Origin of the sequence: Mycobacterium haemophilum DSM 44634 (genome assembly GCF_000340435.2) — a bacterium.
Taxonomy (GTDB): domain Bacteria; phylum Actinomycetota; class Actinomycetes; order Mycobacteriales; family Mycobacteriaceae; genus Mycobacterium; species Mycobacterium haemophilum.
In genome coordinates this window covers 1771737-1791099 of record NZ_CP011883.2, presented here as the reverse complement: position 1 = coordinate 1791099, position 19363 = coordinate 1771737, and the positions used below count along the sequence as shown (strand labels likewise).

Here is a 19363-nt window from a genome sequence, read left to right as displayed (position 1 = left end):
GCTAATGCAAAGCTGCCAAAGCGCAAGCCATCGCCTCACGCGGTGCAGGCATCCCGGTGAATTGTTCCACCTGCGCGAACGCCTGATGCAGCAACATTTGCAAGCCGCTGATCACGTGGCCGCCCGCCGCGGCCACCGCAGCGGCCAGTGGCGTGGGCCACGGGTCGTAGATGGCATCGAGCAGCACCGGAATCGTCGCGAAGGTCCCGGCATACCGCGCAGCCACGTCTGCCGGGACCGTGCTAACCAGCACGTCGGCGGCCGCCACCTCATCGGCCAAGGCATCGCTGTCCAGACCGCAGAATCGGGTCGCCACACTGACCTGCGCCCCGAGATCGACCAACCGGGCCGCCTTGTCCGGATTGCGTGCCACGACGGTGATATCGGTGACGCCGAGTTCGGCCAACCCCACCACCGCCGCCGGGGCGGTGCCACCCGACCCACACACCAGCGCGCGCCCTGCTAACGGCCCGATCGCTGCCAGCGCCCCCGCCACGCCGTCGATGTCGGTGTTGTCGGCCCTCCAGCCGCGCGGGGTCCGCAGCAGTGTGTTAGCCGATCCAACCAGGCCGGCACGTGCGGTGTGCTCGTCGGCGAACCGCAGCGCGGCGAATTTGCCCGGCATGGTCACCGAGACACCGACCCACTGCGGCCCGAACCCGCCGACGACAACCGGGAGCTCGTCGGCGCCGCATTCGATCCGCTCATACGTCCAGTCCTGCAGGCCCAGTGCATGGTAAGCGGCCAGGTGCAGGTGCGGGGAACGGGAATGCGCGATAGGCGAACCGAGAACGCCAGCTTTTCGGGGCACCGAGTTAGCGCGCGCTGTCGAGGACACCGTTGTGCTTCGCGAGTTCGATATTGGCCAAATGCTGCTGATAATCCCTGGTGAACAGCGTCGTCCCCTGGGCATCAATGGTGACGAAGTACAGCCAGTCACCTGGCTCGGGATGCTCGGCGGCGTGCAGCGCGTCGATACCGGGAGAACAGATCGCGGTGGCCGGCAGCCCTTGCGACACGTAGGTGTTCCACGGCGTCCGCAGGCCACGGTCAGCGTCGCTGGTAGCCACCTCGCGGCGGTCCAGCGGATAGTTCACGGTCGAGTCAAACTCCAGCGTGCGGTGTTCATACAGGCGGTTGTAGATGACGCGCGCCACCTTCGGGAAGTCCTGCGGGCTGGCCTCCTGTTGCACCAGCGACGCCACCACGAGGATGTCGTAGGGCGACAAGCCCAGGGAGCGCGCGGTGTCCACCAACCCGGATTCCGTGTACCCCACGGCGCTGGCGCTGATCAAATTGGCCATGATGGCATCGGCTGAGGCCGACGGATCGACATTGAAGGTCCCCGGTGCGATGAGCCCCTCGATCCGGCGATGGTCGTTGCCCAACTCAAGCACCGGCTCCAGCGCCCAGGCCGGCACCGACAGCTTGGCCGGCAAGGTTTTACTGGTCGCCGCGCGGAGGTCGTTCAGCGAGACACAATGCCGGTTGCCGTCGAGATCCACGCAGGTGGCACGGGAGATCAGCGAGAATATGCCAGGATTCACTTTGCCGGTCTTCATGTCGGTGGTGTCGTCAAGTTGACGGCCTTCCGGGATGACCAGCTTGCCCACCCGGTTCTCCGGATCAGCAAGCCGCGCGGCCGCCGCCGCCGCCGGGATTTCGGTGCGCATCCGGTAAAAACCCGGCTGGATCGACGAAATCGCGGCGTTGCCGTGCGAGGCGTCGACGAATGCCCGGACCGAGGCGACCACCCCCTGGTTGTGCAGCGTCTCACCGATCATGGTGGTCGAGTCACCGGCATGGATCTGAATCATGATGTCGTGCTTGCCGGTGCCCGTGTAGTCCTCAGCAGACCCGAACAGCGTGTGCCACAGCCGCAAGCCGACGAAGGCGGCCGCCACCACGACCACGACCAGCAGGCCAAGGGCTACTTTGCCGGCGAAGCGCCGACTGGGATGTCCGCGCTTTGCCAGACGGCGCCCATCCCGGTCCGCGCTGCTCATCTCGTGACGGCCCAACCCGACCGCTTCGGGCGCGATGCGGTGGCGCGCTAGGTAATCAGACATCGATGACTTCTCCGGCCACCGATCCAGTCGTAGGCCCATCCGCACACGCAGGGATAGCAGCGCGGCGTTGATCGAGCCAACCTTGCAGGATCGCCACCGCCGCCGCCTGGTCGATCACCGCCCGCTGGTCCTTGGCCCGTACACCTGCGGCGCGCAGCGAACGCTGCGCGCTGACGGTGGTCAGCCGCTCATCAGCGAATCGGACCGGTATCGGAGCAACCCGTCGTGCCAGCGACTCGGCGGTTTCGATTGCGTCTTTCGCCGACGGGCCGGTCCGGTCGGCCAGCGTCCGTGGCAATCCGACGATCACCTCGACCACCTGAAGTTCGGCGACGAGCTCAGCCAGCCGGCGCAGGTGCTTGGCAGAACGGTCACGACGCACCGTCTCTACCGGGGTGGCCAGGATGCCGTCCGGGTCGCTGGAAGCCACACCGATGCGCACACTGCCCACATCGATGCCGAGCCGCCGTCCCCGCCCAGGGTCTTGCTGTGACGAATCCACTCAACCGACCCGCGCTATCTGTGCGCGTACCGCGTCGAGCGCGGCGTCGATGCCGGTCGGGTCCTTGCCCGAACCTTGCGCCAGGTCGGCCTTACCACCGCCGCGCCCGTCGACGGCGATGGCGAGCTGTGTGACCAGATCGTTGGCGCGAATTCCCAGATCCTGGGCACCCGAATTGGCAGCAACCGCGTACGGCACCGTTGCGGTCGAGCCGTCCGAAGTCACCGCGATCAGCGCGACCACCGCCGGATCACTGCCCAGTTTGCCGCGGATATCGCCAACCAGGGAGCGCAGGTCGGCTGGTGTCATCGCGCCGGACATCCGTTGCGCCACGACACGCACATTACCGATCCGCTCCGCACCCGCCGCGGCGTTGGTCGCCGCCGCCTGCGCGGTTGCCTGCCGAGCGCGCTCGAGTTCCTTCTCGGCGGCCTTCAGCCGCTCCACCAGCGTGGCTACCCGAGCGGGTACCTCCTCGGAAGGCACCTTCAGCGAGGCGGCCAGCCCGGCCATCAGCGCACGCTCCTTAGCCAGGTGGCGAAACGAATCCAGCCCGACGTAGGCCTCCACCCGGCGCACCCCGGAGCCGATCGACGATTCACCCAGGATCGTGACCGGGCCGATCTGCGCCGTGTTGGGCACGTGAGTTCCTCCGCACAGCTCCAGCGAGAACGGTCCGCCCATCTCCACCACCCGCACCTCGTCGGGATAGGCCTCGCCAAACAGGGCCATCGCGCCCATCGCCTTGGCTTTGTCAAGCTGTTCGGTGAAGGTGTGCACTTCGAAGTCGGCTTGCACGGCCTCGTTGGTGACTTCTTCGATTTGGGTGCGCTGCTCGTCGGTCAGCGGACCCTGCCAGTTGAAGTCGAAGCGCAAGTAGCCTGGCCGGTTCAGCGATCCCGCCTGAACAGCGTTGGGCCCCAACACTTGGCGCAGCGCGGCGTGCACCATGTGGGTACCCGAGTGCCCCTGCGTGGCGCCCCGGCGCCAGCCCGCGTCCACTGCCGCAACAACGGTGTCGCCCTCGACGAATTCCCCGGACTCCACGTTAACCCGGTGCACGTGAAGGGTTCTGGCGATCTTTTGCACGTCGGTAACCGCCGCCCGGGCGCTCTCGCCAGCACCGGTGCCACTGATGGTGCCGACGTCAGCGATCTGGCCGCCCGACTCGGCATAAAGCGGAGTGCGGTCCAACACCAGTTCCACCCGATCGGCGATGCCGGCTTCGCCGCGGGCGGCGTGTGCGACCACCGGGACCCGCTTGCCGTCGACGAAGATGCCGAGAATTTTTGCCTCGGTAGTCAATTCGTCGAAGCCAGTGAAATCGGTCGGACCTGCGTCGACCAGCTCACGGTACGCGGTCAGGTCGGCGTGCGCGTGCTTGCGGGCGGCGGCGTCGGCCTTGGCGCGCTGACGCTGTCGCAGCATCAACTCGTGAAATCCCGTCTCATCCACGGTCAGGCCGGCTTCGGCCGCCATCTCCAAGGTGAGCTCGATCGGAAAGCCGTAGGTGTCGTGCAGGGTGAAGGCGTCCGAACCGGCAACCACGGTGGAGCCCGACGCTACGGTGGCGCCGGCGACGTCGTCGAACAGCTTCGAGCCCGAGGCCAGGGTGCGGTTGAACGCGGTTTCCTCGGCGACGGCGATGCGGTTGATCCGGTCGAAGTCGGAGACCAGCTCTGGATACGCTCGCCCCATCGCGTCGCGCACGGTGGCCATCAGGTCGCCAACGATCGGGCTATCCGGGGAATCCAAGCCCAGCAGCTTGGCCGAACGGATCACCCGGCGCAGCAGCCGGCGCAACACATAACCACGACCATCGTTGCCGGGACTGACACCATCGCCGATCAGAATGGCGGCGGTGCGACTGTGGTCCGCGATAATGCGGTAGCGGACGTCGTCTTCATGGTTACCGACGTCGTAGGGGCGAGGTGCGCGCGCGGCGACCAGGTCGATCACCGGCCGCAGCAGGTCGGTCTCGTAGACGTTGTGCACGTCCTGCAGGACCAGCGCGATCCGCTCGACACCCATGCCGGTGTCGATGTTCTTGCGGGGCAACGGCCCGAGGATTTCGTAGTCCTCCTTGGTGGTTCCCTCGCCGCGCTCGTTCTGCATGAACACCAGGTTCCAGACTTCGAGGTAGCGGTCCTCGTTGACGATGGGACCGCCCTGCGGGCCGAACTCGGGCCCGCGGTCGTAGTAAATCTCCGAGGAGGGACCGCATGGCCCGGGAATACCCATCGACCAGTAGTTGTCGGCCATGCCGCGGCGCTGGATTCGTTCGGGTGGCAGCCCGGCGATCTCCTGCCATAGGCCGGCGGCTTCGTCGTCATCGAGATACACCGTGGCCCAGAGTCTTTCCGGGTCCAGCCCGTATCCCCCGTCAGCAAGGCTGTTGGTCAGCAACGCCCAGGCCAGTTCGATGGCCCCGCGTTTGAAGTATTCTCCGAACGAGAAATTGCCGGCCATCTGAAAGAAGGTGTTGTGCCGGGTGGTGATGCCCACCTCGTCGATGTCGGGAGTGCGGATGCACTTCTGGATGCTGGTGGCCGTCGCGTACGGCGGCGTGCGCTGCCCCAGAAAGAACGGCACGAACTGGACCATGCCAGCGTTGACGAACAACAAGTTGGGGTCGTCGAGGATCACCGACGCGCTGGGCACCTCGGTGTGGCCCGCCTTCACGAAATGATCAAGGAACCGCTTCCTGATCTCGTGTGTCTGCACTCTTTCTTCTTCCCTAGTTCCCAACGTGCCTGGGGTCGATTCCAAGCCTATTCGCCAGACAATTGGAAGGCCGTCTAACGACACTTTCGACCGCACAGATTACCGGTCTGGCGCCACCCCGTGTGCCATGTGTAACGCCGGTTACGCCTCCACGAAAGTCAAACGCACCGACCGCCGCGGGTTATCTCGGTTGAGATCGACCAGAACGACGCTTTGCCAGGTCCCCAGCAGCGGCGCGCCGCCGAAGACCGGCACCGTCACCGACGGTGCGACGATCGCCGGCAACACATGATCGGCGCCGTGACCCGCTGAGCCATGCGCATGCCGGTAGCGGTCGTCGCGCGGCAATAGCCGTTCCAGCGTGTCGATCAAGTCGTCGTCAGAGCCCGCACCGGTTTCGATGATCGCCAGCCCCGCCGTGGCGTGCGGGACGAATACGTTGCATAGGCCGGCGCTGTGGGTCACGCAGAATTGGCGTACCGCGTCGGTGAGATCCACGATGCGGCGACGCGCAGTGTCTACCTCCAGCACATCGGTATGCACACAGTCCAGCCTACGGGCGTGACTTGTCGACCTGCCAATCCTGATGCGCAACCCTCGAGAAAGCCCCGCCAAGAAGCATTGCCAACGCCTACGTGGTTGGAGGAAGGTAGTTGATGGACCGGTGGCGCCACCGGGGCGCTGCCCCGACATAGGAGGGGTCGATCGTGTACGCACGCTCTACCACCATCCAGGCGCAACCCCTGTCGGTCGACATAGGAATTGCGCATATTCGCGATGTCGTCATGCCCGCCCTGCAGGAGATCGACGGGTGTGTCGGGGTGTCGCTGTTGGTCGACCGGCAGTCCGGCAGATGCATCGCCACCAGCTCTTGGGAGAACGTGCAGGCGATGCGCGCCAGCGCTGCGCGGGTGGCGCCCATTCGCGATCGGGCTGCGCTGATGTTCGACGGCAGCGCCCGGATCGAAGAATGGGAGATTGCTCTGCTGCACCGCGACCACCGCTCGCACGAGGGCGCATGCGTGCGGGCCACCTGGCTCAAAATGGTACCGGACCAGCGCAGCCGATCCGTGGACTTCTATCGGACATCGGTGCTTCCGGAACTGGAGAAACTCGACGGGTTCTGCAGCGCCAGCCTGATGGTCGACCACCCCGCATCCCGGCGTGCGGTGTCCTGCTCGACGTTCGACAGCATGGACGCAATGGCGCGCAACCGCGACCGAGCGACCGAGTTGCGCAGCAAGCGGGTCCGGGATTTGGGAGCCGAGGTACTCGACGTGGCCGAATTCGAGCTGGCAATCGCGCACTTGAGGGTACCCGAGCTGGTCTGATGCCGAGCGTGCGGCCAGCCGCACACTCGCACGGCTAGCCCCGCCGGCCGCGGATGATCGCTCGCAGCCGGCCTAATCGACCGACGATCTCACGTTCACCGCCGCGACCGGTGGGCCGATAGTAGTCCACTCCCACCAGCTCGTCCGGCGGATACTGTTGGTCGACAACACCGTCGGGGTCGTCGTGGGAATACTTGTAGCCTTTGGCGTTACCCAGCGCCGCCGCACCGGAATAGTGCCCGTCGCGCAGATGGGCCGGGACCAAACCGGCCTTGCCGGCTTTGATGTCGTCTATCGCAGCACCCAGCGCGATCGTGACGGCGTTCGACTTCGGCGCAGTGGCCAGATGAACGGTGGCATGTGCCAGCGTGAGCTGGGCTTCGGGCATGCCGATTAGCTGCACAGTCTGCGCGGCGGCGACCGCAACCGGAAGCGCGGTCGGGTCGGCCATGCCGATATCTTCGCTCGCCAGGATCAGCAGCCGGCGCGCGATGAACCGCGGATCCTCCCCGGCGACCAACATGCGCGCCAGGTAGTGCAGCGCGGCATCCACGTCGGAGCCACGCACCGATTTGATGAAGGCGCTGACGACGTCGTAGTGCTGGTCGCCGTCCCGGTCGTAGCGCACCGCGGCTTTGTCCAGGGATTGCTCGATGGCCGTGACCGTCAGCTCGTCACCGGCGTGGACGGCTTCGGCGGCCACCTCCAATGCGGTCAAAACCCGGCGGGCATCGCCGGCTGCCAACCGCACCAGCAGGTCGACGGCCTCGGGCGCCACCGCGACCTGCCCGCCCAGGCCGCGGGGATCGTCGATGGCCCGCTGCACCACGGCACGGATGTCGTCGGCGGTCAGGGGCCGCAGCTGCAGGATCAGCGATCGAGACAACAGCGGCGCCACCACTGAAAACGACGGGTTCTCGGTGGTCGCCGCGACCAGCAACACCACCCGGTTCTCCACCGCGGAAAGCAGGGCGTCCTGCTGGGTCTTGGAGAACCGGTGCACTTCGTCGATGAACAGCACGGTCCGCTCGCCGGAAAGGAGTCCCTGCCGGGACCTATCTATAACAGCTCGAACATCTTTGACACCCGCCGACAACGCCGACAGCGCCTCGAACCGGCGCCCGGTCGCCTGCGAGATCAACGCTGCCAGGGTCGTCTTACCGCATCCCGGCGGGCCGTAGAGGATGGCCGACGCCACACCCGAGCCCTCGACGAGGCGGCGCAGCGGCGACCCCGGCGCCAACAAGTGACCCTGCCCGACCAGCTCGTCCAGCGATGCCGGACGCATCCGCACCGCCAGCGGGGCCCCGGCCGAGATGCCCACGGCGTGGTCGGTCGGCTGCGGCGGGCCAGGAAGGTCAAACAGACTGTCAGACACAACGTTAGACATACCACGAAGGGTAGACACGTCGTTCGGGGTGAACTTCGCCGAGATTGCCGTCAAGGCTGTGATTCGACCGCCGATCGCAACCATGACGGCAATCTCGGCGCAAACAGCAGCCGGGAACCCGCCCGGGCCGCAGCTGCCCTAACCCCGGCCGCGTACCTCGGTGCTGATGGTCGGACTGGAGGCCACCTCGTCGACGACGGCGTGGATGAACTGCATCTTGTCCAAAACGGCGGGCGGCAACACGAACGGGTATAGGTCGTCATGGCCCATCGAACGGTTGACCATGTTCAGCGACCAGGACAACGGCAGCCACATGTCGATGATGGTGGGAAAAGCGCTGGGGCCCAACACTCGTCGCTCAAAGGTCGCCGACGCCGGCGCCAATCCGCACCAAGCCGAGGTGTCCAGGGCATCGCGGATGTGCAGATAGTGGGCGAACGTCTCGGCCCAATCCTCGGCGGCGTGCATGGTGGCATACGAGGACACGAAGCGCTCCTGCCAGTCCGCGGGCACGCCGTCGTGGTAATGGCGGTCTAGCGCCTCGGAGTAGTCGGCGTCGGGATCACCGAACAGTTCACGGAAGCGCTCCAAATACACACCCGAGTTGGCGATCAGCCGGTAGAAGTAGTAATGCCCGATCTCGTGGCGGAAGTGCCCGAGCAGAGTGCGGTATGGCTCGTCCATCTCAACCCGCAACTGCTCACGGTGAACATCGTCGCCCTCGGCCAAATCCAGTGTGATGACGCCGCCGTCATGCCCGGTGACGACCTTCTCGTGCTCGCTGGACAGCAGATGAAACGCCAGCCCAAAGTCGGGATCCTGGTCACGCCCGACAATCGGCAGCTTCAACTCGTTAAGTTCGGCGATCAGCCGCCGCTTAGCCGCCTCAGCTCGGGCGAACCCGGCCAGACCAATGGTGTCCGCATCGTGCGGCCGTCGTTGAGTCAACGCGCACGACGTGCACAGCCCACCGGGTTGATCAACGGGGACCAACCAATTGCATTCGGCCAGATGAAGATTGGCGCACAGTTGATACTCGCCGGCAGCAACGGCACCGGCGTGCTCGGCGTCGCCAATCACCAGCAGCGCCATGTCCTTCAGCGAAAACCCCAGCGCACTGCCGCAGGACAGACACGCGGAGTTCTCGAACGTCAGGCGCTGGCCGCAGTTGGGACATCGGAAGTCACGCATACCGCGCTGGCCTTAAAGAGGGCCTTCGTAGGGCGCTACGTCAACGGCGACGTCGATCACGCTGTGCTCGGAGTTGGTGTAGATGATGCCGCGCAGCGGTGGCACGTCCGCGTAGTCGCGGCCCCGGCCGACGACGATGTATCGCTCGTCGACCAGCTGGTCATTGGTGGGATCCAGTCCCAGCCACTCGAACCGGCCGGGCTGTTGCGGCGTCCACACCGAGGCCCAGGCATGGGTCGCATCGATGCCAATCATCCTGTCCTTCCCCGGTGGAGGGTCGGTGGCCAAGTACCCGGATACGTAGGTGGCCGCCAGACCGTTGGCCCGTAGGCACGCAATCGCCAGCCGAGCGAAGTCTTGGCATACCCCTTCTCGGGCCTGCAGAACCTCGTTGACTCCGGTGGAAATCGTCGTGGAGCCCGACCGATAGGTGAAATCGGTGTAGATCCGCGTGGTGAGGTCACGCAGCACCTCGACCAATGGACGCTGCGGCTCGAAGCTGGGCGCAGCGTACTGCCGCACTTCGTCGGTGATCTCCGGCGGATTCAGATCCAGGGTGAATTCGGTCGCCAGCGCTCCCTGCCGGCCGGCCGGCCGGGCCGCCTCCCACGGCGCGGACGCCGGCCCACTGGTGAACAGCTCGAGCGGGGTCGGGTACACGTCGACGATGGATTCGCTGGTGACGGTCAGCGTGCGGTGCGGCTCGGTGACGTGGAAGTAGGAGCTGACGTTGCCGTAGCCGTCGCGGCTGATCGAGCTGTCGGCGGGGGCCGGCGCAATATGCAACCGATGATCGACACAGCGCTGTCGCAAGGAGTCGCGTGGCGTGAGAAACCCGCGGCCGTAGGAGCTGGTGACAACATCGGAATAGCGGTATTCGGTGCGGTGGCTAACTCGGTACCGCCGGGTCGCCGCGACGTCAGCTGCGTCCGCTTCATGGGATGTCATGGCATCACCCGACGCTGGTCTGGCCCCCACAGTGGCTGCATCTCGCCGGGCAGCGAGAGCTGGGTGGTGGTGATGACGTCGGCCAGGTCAAGCAGCCCGTGGTGTATCCCGGTCAGCAGCGCGGCCAGCTCGGCGCGCTCCCCGTCGGCGGTGACCACGTCGAGGTCGGCCGGATCGAGCCGACGCAGCCGGGTACTGATGTCGTCGACCAGCCGTTCGGCCCGCGACGAGCCCGATGCTCCAGGTAGCGCCCGCAAGTCGGCCCGCAGCCGCTCCAGCTGGTAGGCCAGCGACCGCGGGTTCTCCGCCTCGAACAGCACCAGCTCGGCAACCGTGGCGACACTCACCGCGCCGAGGTTGCGCCGCAGATAGATCACCGACGACTCGCAGGCCACCAACGTGGACTCGATGATCGTTTGCTCGGCAGCGCGGCTGCGGGCCTTCAGCAGGGTGGCCGCCAGCAGCGCAGTCAGCCACTGCCCGCGTTCGATCCGTTTGCCGATATCGGTCATGGTCCAGTCGACATCGCGCACCACCGATTCGGCCGCCACCCCGGACAACGCCAGCATCCCGGCTAGTGTCGTGGCCTGCACCGCAGCCAATTCGGTGTCGTCGGCGAGTGCGGAGGGTTCGCCGGATTCGCCAGGTTGGCCCGGTTCAAAGGACCGCCCGGACGCCGGGACCGGTGCCGACAGCTGCGCCAGTGACCGCTCCACGCTGCCGAGCACCATCCACGTGTCCTTCGACATCTGATCCCGCACCGCCCGCGCGGCCAGCCCCAGCCGTGCGACCGACTGCGCCAGCGATCCCGGACGCTCCGGGTCAACGGTCAGCGACCACAGCGTCGCTGACGCGTCGACGCCGGCGGTATCGGTACCGGTGACCTGACCGAGTGCAGCGAGCAGCACCGGCACGCATTCGCTGCCGTCGGTGTCCTCGCGGTGGTGGAATTCGTGGTACCGCTCGCGGGTGGCGGCCAGTAATCGGGCCATGCCTTCAGCGCGTTCGGCGTAGCGCCCGACCCAAAACATGTCGGACAGCACCCGTGGCGAGCTGATGCCGCGGGTGCCGCCGGGCTTTACCGCCGCCGCCAACTCAACCGACGGAATGGTGACTTCGGCGCGAGCCCGGGTCGGCGGCTTGACCCAGATATCTTTAGCCGCAACGGTATTCAGGCTGTACGAGGCGTTACCCGGGGCAAGAGCATAACCCAGGCCACCGATCATCGGTGCGTAACCACCGCGTTGTGAGACGGTGAACAATCGCATCCCAACGCCGGCGGCGGTCAACCCACCCGGGTCGTGGTCGGTGGGCGCGGACGAAAACTCTGGCAGCTCCTGACCGACCCACTGCCAGGGCGCGGCCTCGATACGCGCGGCCAGCGTCTGCCGCTGCGTCGCCGACAGCATGGGACCGACGATCGACTCGCCGCCGGCGGTCGACTTAATGAGCAGCGACGACAAGCGCGTCAGCAGGTGCGAACGCTCCGCATCGATGCCGGCCCAGTACAGCGCGGCCGTCGGCAGCAGCGGGGCTTCGCCAAGCAGCTGCAGCGACAACTCGGGCAGGAACCGCATGAGCCCCGCGCTTTCCAGGATGCCGCTGCCCAGTGTGTTGACCACAGTCACCGTTCCGCGCCGCAGCACCTCGACCAACCCCACCACGCCCAGCTTCGAATCGGACCGCAAATCCAGCGGGTCGACATAGTCGGCGTCGACCCGACGCAACACCACATCGACCTGTTTCAGGGTGCCCAGCGACCGCATCCACAGCTTGCCGTCACGGACCACCAGGTCAGCGCTTTCCACCAGCGGGAAACCCAACACGGATGCCAGGTAGGCCTGGTCGAACGCTGTCTCGGAGTGGATGCCGGGGGTAAGCACCACGACCACCGGATCCTCGGCGGCCTCGGGCGCGGCATCGATCAGTGCCAGCCGCAACGTCTGCGCGAACGGTGACGCCGGACGCGGCCCGACCCGTTCGTACAAGTCAGGAGCCGCGTGCGCGACGACCCGACGGTCGGCCAGCGCATATCCGGCTCCCGACGGTGCCTGCGTCCAGTCCGCATTGACCAGGAAGCTCCCGGACCGGTTCCGGCTGATGTCGCAGCCGTGCATAAAAAGCTGATGACGGCCCGGTATCTCGATCGCATTGGCCGCCCGGACGTAGCCGGGGTGACCGAACAGCAGCGCAGCCGGCAACACCCCGCTGGTGACGCAGCGACGCGGCCCATAGAGGTCAGCGAGCACCGCATCGAGCAACCGGCTGCGTTGCACGATACCGGATTCCAAGGTGGCCCAGTCTTCCGGAGTAAGCAGCAACGGCAGCGCGTCCAGGTGCCAGGGTGTGGGCCCGCCGGCACCTGGACGGTGCCGACCGGATCGGTCGCTGTGATTGATAGCGATATAGGTGATGCCGTCGTTGTCAACCAGGGCACGTACCGTTGCGCGCAACCGATCCAGGCCGGCGCGGCCACGCTCACCAATGACTTCGGCCAGCTCTTGCCAGCCCGGCCGGACGTTGCCGGCGGCGTCGACGCACTCGTCGTATCCAGCGAAACCGGACCGGCCGTCGCGCACGTCAAACAACGGCTGCTGCGCCCACGCGGCGCGGTAACCGGCCAACAACTGGTCAGGATCGTAGGGCCCACCGACCAGATCGGCGGCCGGCGGCGAGTCGAACAAGGCGTCAGACGGCAACGCGCTACCTCCTGACAAAAACAACCTCCTGCGTCTCGATACCGACCTCCTCCACGAGACAAGCCCGGCTCCGCGCGCGGGCTCAGTCGGCAACCGACACTAAGCGCACCATAGCCGGCGCACAATCGACACGTGGCCACGTGGAACGACGTCGCAAGCGTCGTGGGACGATTGCCACTCACCGCCGAGCAGTCACCGCACGTCTGGTGAGCGGCAAGAAACCGATGGTGTGGGAGCAACCCCTGCGGATTCGCCGTAATTCGCCCGGCGGGTCATTGCACGAGGCACGACACCGTCTTGACCGCCTTGGTCTGGTGAACGATCTGCGGCGCCTCGGCAAACGGGGTCATCAACGACAGCGCAGTCGCCACCTCTTTGGCATAGTCCCTCATCACCCGGGCGTTATTTTCCCAGTACCGGTGGTAGATGGCCTCGTTGGCCACGATCACTGGATAGTATTCGCCGAACCGGTCCCGCGCGATCAGGTCATCGATGTCAGCGCGAAGGTCGGCGCACGTCTGCACGGGCACCATCGCCGCCTGCGCCGCGTCATAGGCTACCGCGATGCACTGGATCTGCTCAGCGGTCACGTCGGCACGAGCTATGGTGTCCCGCAGCCAAACCAGATACCGCACGGCCGCCTTGATCATCTGTGTCGCCGCCGCACCCATCCACAACCCCGGCAACGTTCCGAGCACCACATGAATATCCGCCGCCGCTGCAGAAAACCCATTCGACAAGGCAGACCACGCCTTAGCGGCGGCAAACAGCGAGGACGCGCCGTTGCCATGCAGTTGCGTGGCGTTCTCCGCCGGCGTTAGCGCATCGAAACGCATCAGTTGGAATTGAAACAACCCCTTGCTCCTGTCGGCGCTAGAACTCGGCGTTGTCCTCCTCAGCGGTCAAATACATGTCCGCGGCGCTCGACACCGAGTCCCCGAACCTGTCAAAAATCAACCAGGCCCGTTCGCTGACCTTCTGATACTGCTTCGTGTGCGCAGCCAAGAAGCGCTGCACCTCTTTTGACACCACGTCGGCACCCGGGGCAACAACACTGGTCATATCCCAAGTCGCGCTGACCTCGGTGTTAACCAGGTCATACCAGGTTTTCGTCAGCCCACCAGCCGCTGCCGCCAACGTCTTGGGGGCTGTGATCACAAAAGACATGCCAACTCCGCCTCTCGCCGGTACTGCCCGTGCCAAACTTCGCCCAATGATCACCGTGACGTGACAAGGGCAACAGGTTAAATCCAGCCCCACTGGCCAGAGCCTAGCAATCTACACAACCGACCCCACCTGCAGACCACGACCACGCGACACCGGGTTGCCCCCTGGTAGCGGAGACCTCCGCATGTCGGGCAGCGCCGGAATGTGCACCCCGAAGTTGCGGGAGTGGGCCGCCCGCTTGGCAATTGCGATACCGGCGCGGTGCAGGATGCTGATGCACGCGCGAAATTCGAGCACTGTGCCAGGAACATCGAATTGCGTTGAGGGCGTGAATTTTTGAAACCAGCAGGGACTCGGTCTGATTACCGATCGCTCGGCCCGGTGCAGCTCGAACAGCGGGATCTAGCTAGCTGCTATTGCACGAGGCACGACGCCGTTTCGACCGCCTTGGTCTGGTGAACGATCTGCGGTGCCTCGGCAAACGGGGTCATTAACGACAACGCAGTCGACACCTCTTTGGCATACGTCTTCATCACCTGGGCGTTACTTTCCCAGTGCTGGTGGTACTTGGCCTCGTTGGCCGCGATCACTGGATAGTTTTCGCCGAACCGGTCCTGCGCGATCAGCCCGTCAATAGCAGCACGTAGGTCAGCGCAGGTCTGCTTGGGCACCATCGCCGTCTGCGCTGCATCGTAGGCTACCGCGATGCGCTCGATCTGCTCAGCGGTCACTTCGACATGGGCTATGGTGTCCCGCAGCCAAGCCAGGTACCGCGCGCCCGCCTTCGCCATCCCCGTCGCCGCCGGACCCGTCCACACTCTCGGCAGCGCCCGGAGCGCCACGTAAATATTGCCCACCGCTATCCACAGCTGACGCGACAAGGCAGACCACGCCCTGGAGGCGAGAAACAGCGAGTTAGCGCCCCCGGCGTCACCCAGTAGCTCGGCGTTTGCCTCCGGCGTTAGCGCACTGAAATCCACCAATTCAAATTCAAACAACCTCTTTGCTCCTTTCGGCTGGTAACGACTGCCGCTATTCGTGTCGCGTCGGCTGTGCAGGGTCACCTACAGCGAGGACCTGGCGTTCTCCTCAGCGGTCACATAGCTGTCCGCAGCGGCCGACACCGAGGTCGCAAACTCGTCGAAAATCCCCGCCCAGGCCCGGGCGCTGACCTCCCGATACTGCTTTGTGTGCGCGACCAAGAAACGCTCCACCGTTACTGACACCACGTCGTAACCCGGGGCATGAGCACCGGTCGTCACCGGCGCCACCCTGAGCTCGGTGCTAGCCACCTCATCGCCGACTTGCCTCAGCACAGCAGCCGCTGCCTGCAACGTCGTAGGATCTACGATCACCAAAGGCATACCAACTCCACTCCTGCTCAAAACCCGAACAATTACCAGGGGACGGTCAATGATCGTTCGCTTTGCACTGTCGTGCCATGCTGCGCCCAATGATCACGGTGATGCTACAGGCGCAACAGGTTAACTCCATCCGAACCGCCAGAGTCTACGACATCGAGACTGGGCACCGGTTCGCTCGATCCCACGGGCACCGACCAACTACGCCGAGCAACACTTCCAGTCGCCCACAGAAAGCGACCTCACCCGAAAACCAGCCAAGCCGAGCTATGACGGCAGACACACTCGGTCTCGCCGAGCCCGATCATGTTCTCACACAGCGCATTATCGAAGACATCGCCGACCACCCCGGCGGGATCAGCCCAGCCACATCAATTTATCGCCGGAATACATTGCAGCATAGCGACATCCAGAACCGCACTATCACAGACCTAAGCGGTCTGCAGAAGCGGTATCGGCTGGATCAACCCGGTGTTGTTGGCGATCGACGGCGGCTGCTGCCACGGAGTCAACCTCGACAACGCATCCGACAACCTACGCCTATCGCCCGAACGCGTTGCTATAGACCAGCTTCGTCCTCCGAGCGCGGTTAACGGTAATCCACCCCGGAGGCACCACCTCGCGACGTGCATCGCGAAAGGCCAGCACCATGTTATAGATCTGTTTCTCGGCCTCAGAGCACTGCTCCCCGACGTCATCTAGCCACCTCAGGAACGGCTTGACCACTAGGACGGGTTAGTCACCACTAGACCCGCTGCAGCTCGAACAGTGGGAGCACCCGGCTGGTCTTGGCCTGGTAGTCCGCGAATCCCGGTGCCGCGGCGGTAATTTTCGGGAAGATCTCGTCACGCTCCGCCGACGGCAGTTCACGCGCCGTCACGTCGAACGCTTCGACCCCGATCTCGACGTGTGCCCGCGGGTTGGCCCGCAAGTTGTGCACCCAGGCCGGACTGACCGGGGCACCGGCGAAGGATCCGATGATGATCAGCTTGCCGTCGATGCGGAAATAGGCCAGCGGCGAGGCCCGGTGTTGGCCGGACTTGGCGCCCGTGGTGGTGAGCAGCAACAAGTTCGAATTGGCGAATTGCCCGCCAACCTTGCCGCCATTCGCCCGGAACTCGTCGACGACGGTTTTGTTGAACGCATTCAGCGTGCCAACGTCAGGGAATTGTTCGGTCATGCCCCGTCAACGTGCTTGGGTTGGGCATCTATTCCGGACTCCTTGCGCTGCTGGGCGGTGATCGGCGCCGGCGCATCGGTGAGCGGGTCGACTCCACCGCCGGTCTTGGGGAACGCAATCACCTCACGGATCGAGTCCATCCCGGCCAGCAAGGCATTGGTCCGATCCCAGCCGAAGGCGATCCCGCCGTGCGGCGGCGCGCCAAACGTGAATGCCTCCAACAGGAATCCGAATTTCTCTTCCGCCTCAGCCTTGTTTAGGCCCATCACCGCGAACACCCGTTCCTGGATATCGCGGCGGTGAATACGAACCGAGCCGCCGCCAATCTCGTGGCCGTTACAGACGATGTCATAGGCGTCGGCCAGCACGCTGCCGGGATCGGATTCGATGTTGGCCTCGAATTCCGGTTTCGGCGAGGTGAAGGCGTGATGCACCGCAGTCCACGCCCCGGAACCCACCGTCATTTCGCCGGCCTCGGTGGCCTCGTCGGCGGGTTCGAAGAGCGGCGGATCAACCACCCAGACAAACGCCCACGCCTCGGGGTCGATCAGGCCCAGCCGGCTGGCGACCTCGCTGCGGGCGGCCCCCAGCAGTGCCCGCGACGACTTCGCCGGGCCCGCTGAGAAGAAGATGCAGTCCCCGGGTTCGGCGCCCACGTGGGCGGCCAGCCGAGAACGTTCGGCGTCGCTGAGGTTCTTGGCCACCGGGCCGCCGAGCGTGCCGTCGTCTGCTACCAGCACGTAGGCCAGGCCGCGGTGCCCGCGCTGTTTGGCCCACTCCTGCCACCCGTCCAGCGTGCGCCGCGGCTGTGCAGCACCACCGGGCATCACGACCGCACCGACGTACGGTGCCTGGAAGACACGGAACGTGGTGTCGGAGAAGAACTCTGTGCATTCGACGAGCTCCAGCCCGAACCGCAGGTCGGGCTTGTCAGAGCCGAACCGTCGCATGGCATCCGCATAGCTGATCCGCGGGATCGGCGTCGGAATCTGGTAGCCGATCAGCGCCCACAGCTCGGTCAGGATCTCTTCGGAGATCGCGATGATGTCCTCGGCGTCAACAAAGCTCATCTCCATGTCGAGCTGGGTGAATTCCGGCTGGCGGTCGGCGCGGAAATCCTCGTCTCGGTAGCAGCGGGCGATCTGGTAGTAACGCTCCATCCCGGCCACCATCAGCAACTGTTTGAACAATTGCGGGCTCTGCGGCAGGGCATAGAACGTGCCCGGCCGCAACCGGGCCGGCACCAGGAAGTCGCGCGCCCCCTCCGGGGTCGAACGGGTGATCGTCGGTGTCTCGATCTCGATGAAGTCGTGGCGCGCCAGCACCGCACGCGCGGCGGCATTCACCTTAGAGCGCAACCGAATTGCGGCACCTGGGCCGTCGCGACGCAGGTCGAGGTAACGGTATTTCAACCGCAATTCCTCGCCCGCGGGCTCATCGAGCTGGAACGGCAGCGGCGCGCTCTCGCCGAGCACGGTCAGCGACGTGGCGTTGACCTCAATCTCCCCGGTGGGAATCTCGGCGTTGGCGTTACCCTCCGGGCGAATCTCGACGACGCCGGAGACCGCGACGCAGAACTCAGCGCGCAGCCGGTGCGCCTGGGCCAGCACTTGAGTGTCCTGGGGGTCGCGGAACACCACCTGCGTGATGCCCGAAGAGTCGCGCAGATCGATGAAGATGACGCCGCCGTGGTCGCGGCGGCGAGCCACCCAGCCGGCTAATGTCACCTGCTGCCCGGCATCGCTTTTCCGCAATACACCAGCGCCGTGGCTACGCAGCACAAACACTCCCCTTTTACTTGGCATATAACGACTGCCCAGTCTAAGGGGCGGTGTAATTTCGGCCGTATCGCCACCAACCCCACAACCAAGATCGCACTGGTCGGTCCCGGCGCCGTCGGCACGACGGTCGCCGCACTATTGCATGCAGCCGGGCATTCGGTGCTGGTGTGTGGTCACACGCCGCGCGACAGCATCGAATTGCGGCCCGACGGCAACCATCGGATCGTGGTGCCCGGTCCGGTGCGCACCGATCCCGGCGAGGTGACCGGCCCGGTCGACGTCGTGGTGCTGGCGGTCAAAGCCACCCAAAACGATGATGTGCGCGGGTGGCTGACTGGGCTGTGTGACGAGCACACCATTGTCACCGTGCTGCAAAACGGTGTTGAGCAGGTCGAGCAGGTGCAGCCGCTCTGCCCGTCATCAGCCGTGGTTCCGGGGATCGTCTGGTATTCCGCCGAAACCCAGCCGCAGGGCTGGGTGCGGCTGCGCGGAGAAGCTGCGCTGGTATTACCCACCGGACCCGAGGCTGAGACGGTCGCCGAGCTGCTGCGTGGCGCCGGCTGCCGGGTGGACTGCGACCCGGATTTCCACACCGCGGCCTGGCGCAAGCTGCTGGTCAATGCGTTAGCCGGATTCATGGCGCTGTCCGGGCGGCGCAGCGGAATGTTTCGCCGCGACGACGTCGCCGCGCTGTCGCGCCGCTATGTCGCCGAATGTCTGGCCGTCGCGCAGGCTGAAGGCGCGCGGCTAGCTGACGACGCAGTCGACGAGTTGGTCGGGCTCTTCGGCCAGGCGCCAGAAGATATGGGCACGTCGATCCTGGCCGACCGGGAAAACCATCGGCGGCTGGAATGGGATATCCGCAACGGGGTGATCATCCGCAAGGCACGCGTCCACAACCTGGCGACCCCGATCAGCGACGTCGTGGTACCGCTGCTGGGTGCGGCCAGCGACGGGCCCGGCTAGCAACGCTGGCCACGCTCGGGGGCTGCGGTGTGCAAAGCTGGACTGCAGGCTGGG

18 protein-coding genes are annotated in these 19363 nt (G+C 65.4%); 2 read left to right on the top strand and 16 right to left on the bottom strand.

Annotated features, from left to right (window positions below):
• Position 1 precedes the first annotated feature (1 nt).
• The 5 genes from B586_RS08590 to B586_RS08570 form a co-directional block, all read right to left on the bottom strand.
• Entirely contained in the window at positions 2-880 is an 879-nt protein-coding gene (locus B586_RS08590; protein WP_414738747.1) for a shikimate dehydrogenase, read from the bottom strand.
• The gene (locus B586_RS08585; protein WP_236971395.1) at positions 816-2006 is read right to left on the bottom strand and encodes an endolytic transglycosylase MltG; all 1191 of its coding nucleotides are present in this window, start codon (positions 2004-2006) and stop codon (positions 816-818) included. Before B586_RS08585 ends, B586_RS08590 begins: the two co-directional genes overlap by 65 nt.
• A gap of 55 nt (positions 2007-2061) precedes the next feature.
• The gene (gene ruvX / locus B586_RS08580; protein WP_047316559.1) at positions 2062-2571 is read right to left on the bottom strand and encodes a Holliday junction resolvase RuvX; all 510 of its coding nucleotides are present in this window, start codon (positions 2569-2571) and stop codon (positions 2062-2064) included.
• Positions 2572-5295, bottom strand: a complete 2724-nt coding sequence (gene alaS / locus B586_RS08575) for an alanine--tRNA ligase (protein WP_054880189.1) — start codon at positions 5293-5295, stop codon at positions 2572-2574.
• A 141-nt stretch (positions 5296-5436) separates the two neighbouring features.
• Positions 5437-5826, bottom strand: coding sequence for a secondary thiamine-phosphate synthase enzyme YjbQ (locus B586_RS08570; protein ID WP_156166590.1), 390 nt, complete (start codon positions 5824-5826; stop codon positions 5437-5439).
• A 176-nt stretch (positions 5827-6002) separates the two neighbouring features.
• Between B586_RS08570 and B586_RS08565 the strand changes: the two genes are divergently transcribed.
• Positions 6003-6626, top strand: coding sequence for a hypothetical protein (locus tag B586_RS08565; RefSeq protein WP_047316562.1), 624 nt, complete (start codon positions 6003-6005; stop codon positions 6624-6626).
• A 34-nt stretch (positions 6627-6660) separates the two neighbouring features.
• Here the strand turns inward: B586_RS08565 and B586_RS08560 are convergent, their stop codons facing one another.
• From B586_RS08560 to aspS, 11 genes are all read right to left on the bottom strand, one after another.
• Entirely contained in the window at positions 6661-8016 is a 1356-nt protein-coding gene (locus B586_RS08560) for a replication-associated recombination protein A (RefSeq protein WP_054881002.1), read from the bottom strand.
• 138 nt (positions 8017-8154) lie between these two features.
• The gene (locus tag B586_RS08555) at positions 8155-9207 is read right to left on the bottom strand and encodes a zinc-binding metallopeptidase family protein (protein ID WP_047316563.1); all 1053 of its coding nucleotides are present in this window, start codon (positions 9205-9207) and stop codon (positions 8155-8157) included.
• A 12-nt stretch (positions 9208-9219) separates the two neighbouring features.
• Positions 9220-10155, bottom strand: a complete 936-nt coding sequence (locus tag B586_RS08550; protein WP_054880190.1) for a transglutaminase family protein — start codon at positions 10153-10155, stop codon at positions 9220-9222.
• Positions 10152-12839, bottom strand: a complete 2688-nt coding sequence (locus tag B586_RS08545) for a circularly permuted type 2 ATP-grasp protein (RefSeq protein WP_054881003.1) — start codon at positions 12837-12839, stop codon at positions 10152-10154. Before B586_RS08545 ends, B586_RS08550 begins: the two co-directional genes overlap by 4 nt.
• Positions 12840-13126: 287 nt before the next feature.
• The gene (locus B586_RS08540; protein ID WP_052915724.1) at positions 13127-13690 is read right to left on the bottom strand and encodes a PPE family protein; all 564 of its coding nucleotides are present in this window, start codon (positions 13688-13690) and stop codon (positions 13127-13129) included.
• 37 nt (positions 13691-13727) lie between these two features.
• Positions 13728-14021, bottom strand: coding sequence for a PE family protein (locus B586_RS08535; RefSeq protein ID WP_054880191.1), 294 nt, complete (start codon positions 14019-14021; stop codon positions 13728-13730).
• A gap of 413 nt (positions 14022-14434) precedes the next feature.
• Entirely contained in the window at positions 14435-15019 is a 585-nt protein-coding gene (locus B586_RS08525) for a PPE family protein (RefSeq protein ID WP_054880193.1), read from the bottom strand.
• 66 nt (positions 15020-15085) lie between these two features.
• Complete coding sequence (locus B586_RS08520; RefSeq protein ID WP_047316568.1) at positions 15086-15385, bottom strand: PE family protein; 300 nt, start codon at positions 15383-15385, stop codon at positions 15086-15088.
• A 537-nt stretch (positions 15386-15922) separates the two neighbouring features.
• Positions 15923-16108: a PPE domain-containing protein gene (locus tag B586_RS22735; RefSeq protein ID WP_054880194.1), complete on the bottom strand. Its 186-nt coding sequence runs from the start codon at positions 16106-16108 to the stop codon at positions 15923-15925.
• 19 nt (positions 16109-16127) lie between these two features.
• Complete coding sequence (locus B586_RS08510) at positions 16128-16562, bottom strand: nitroreductase family deazaflavin-dependent oxidoreductase (RefSeq protein WP_047316569.1); 435 nt, start codon at positions 16560-16562, stop codon at positions 16128-16130.
• Positions 16559-18349 carry an aspartate--tRNA ligase gene (gene aspS / locus B586_RS08505; protein ID WP_156406880.1) on the bottom strand — a complete coding sequence of 597 codons (1791 nt, stop codon included), beginning with the start codon at positions 18347-18349 and terminating at the stop codon, positions 16559-16561. Before aspS ends, B586_RS08510 begins: the two co-directional genes overlap by 4 nt.
• Positions 18350-18409: 60 nt before the next feature.
• Here aspS and B586_RS08500 point away from each other — a divergent pair, with 60 nt between their 5' ends.
• Positions 18410-19309, top strand: a complete 900-nt coding sequence (locus tag B586_RS08500) for an oxidoreductase (protein WP_257720480.1) — start codon at positions 18410-18412, stop codon at positions 19307-19309.
• Positions 19310-19363: the final 54 nt, after the last annotated feature.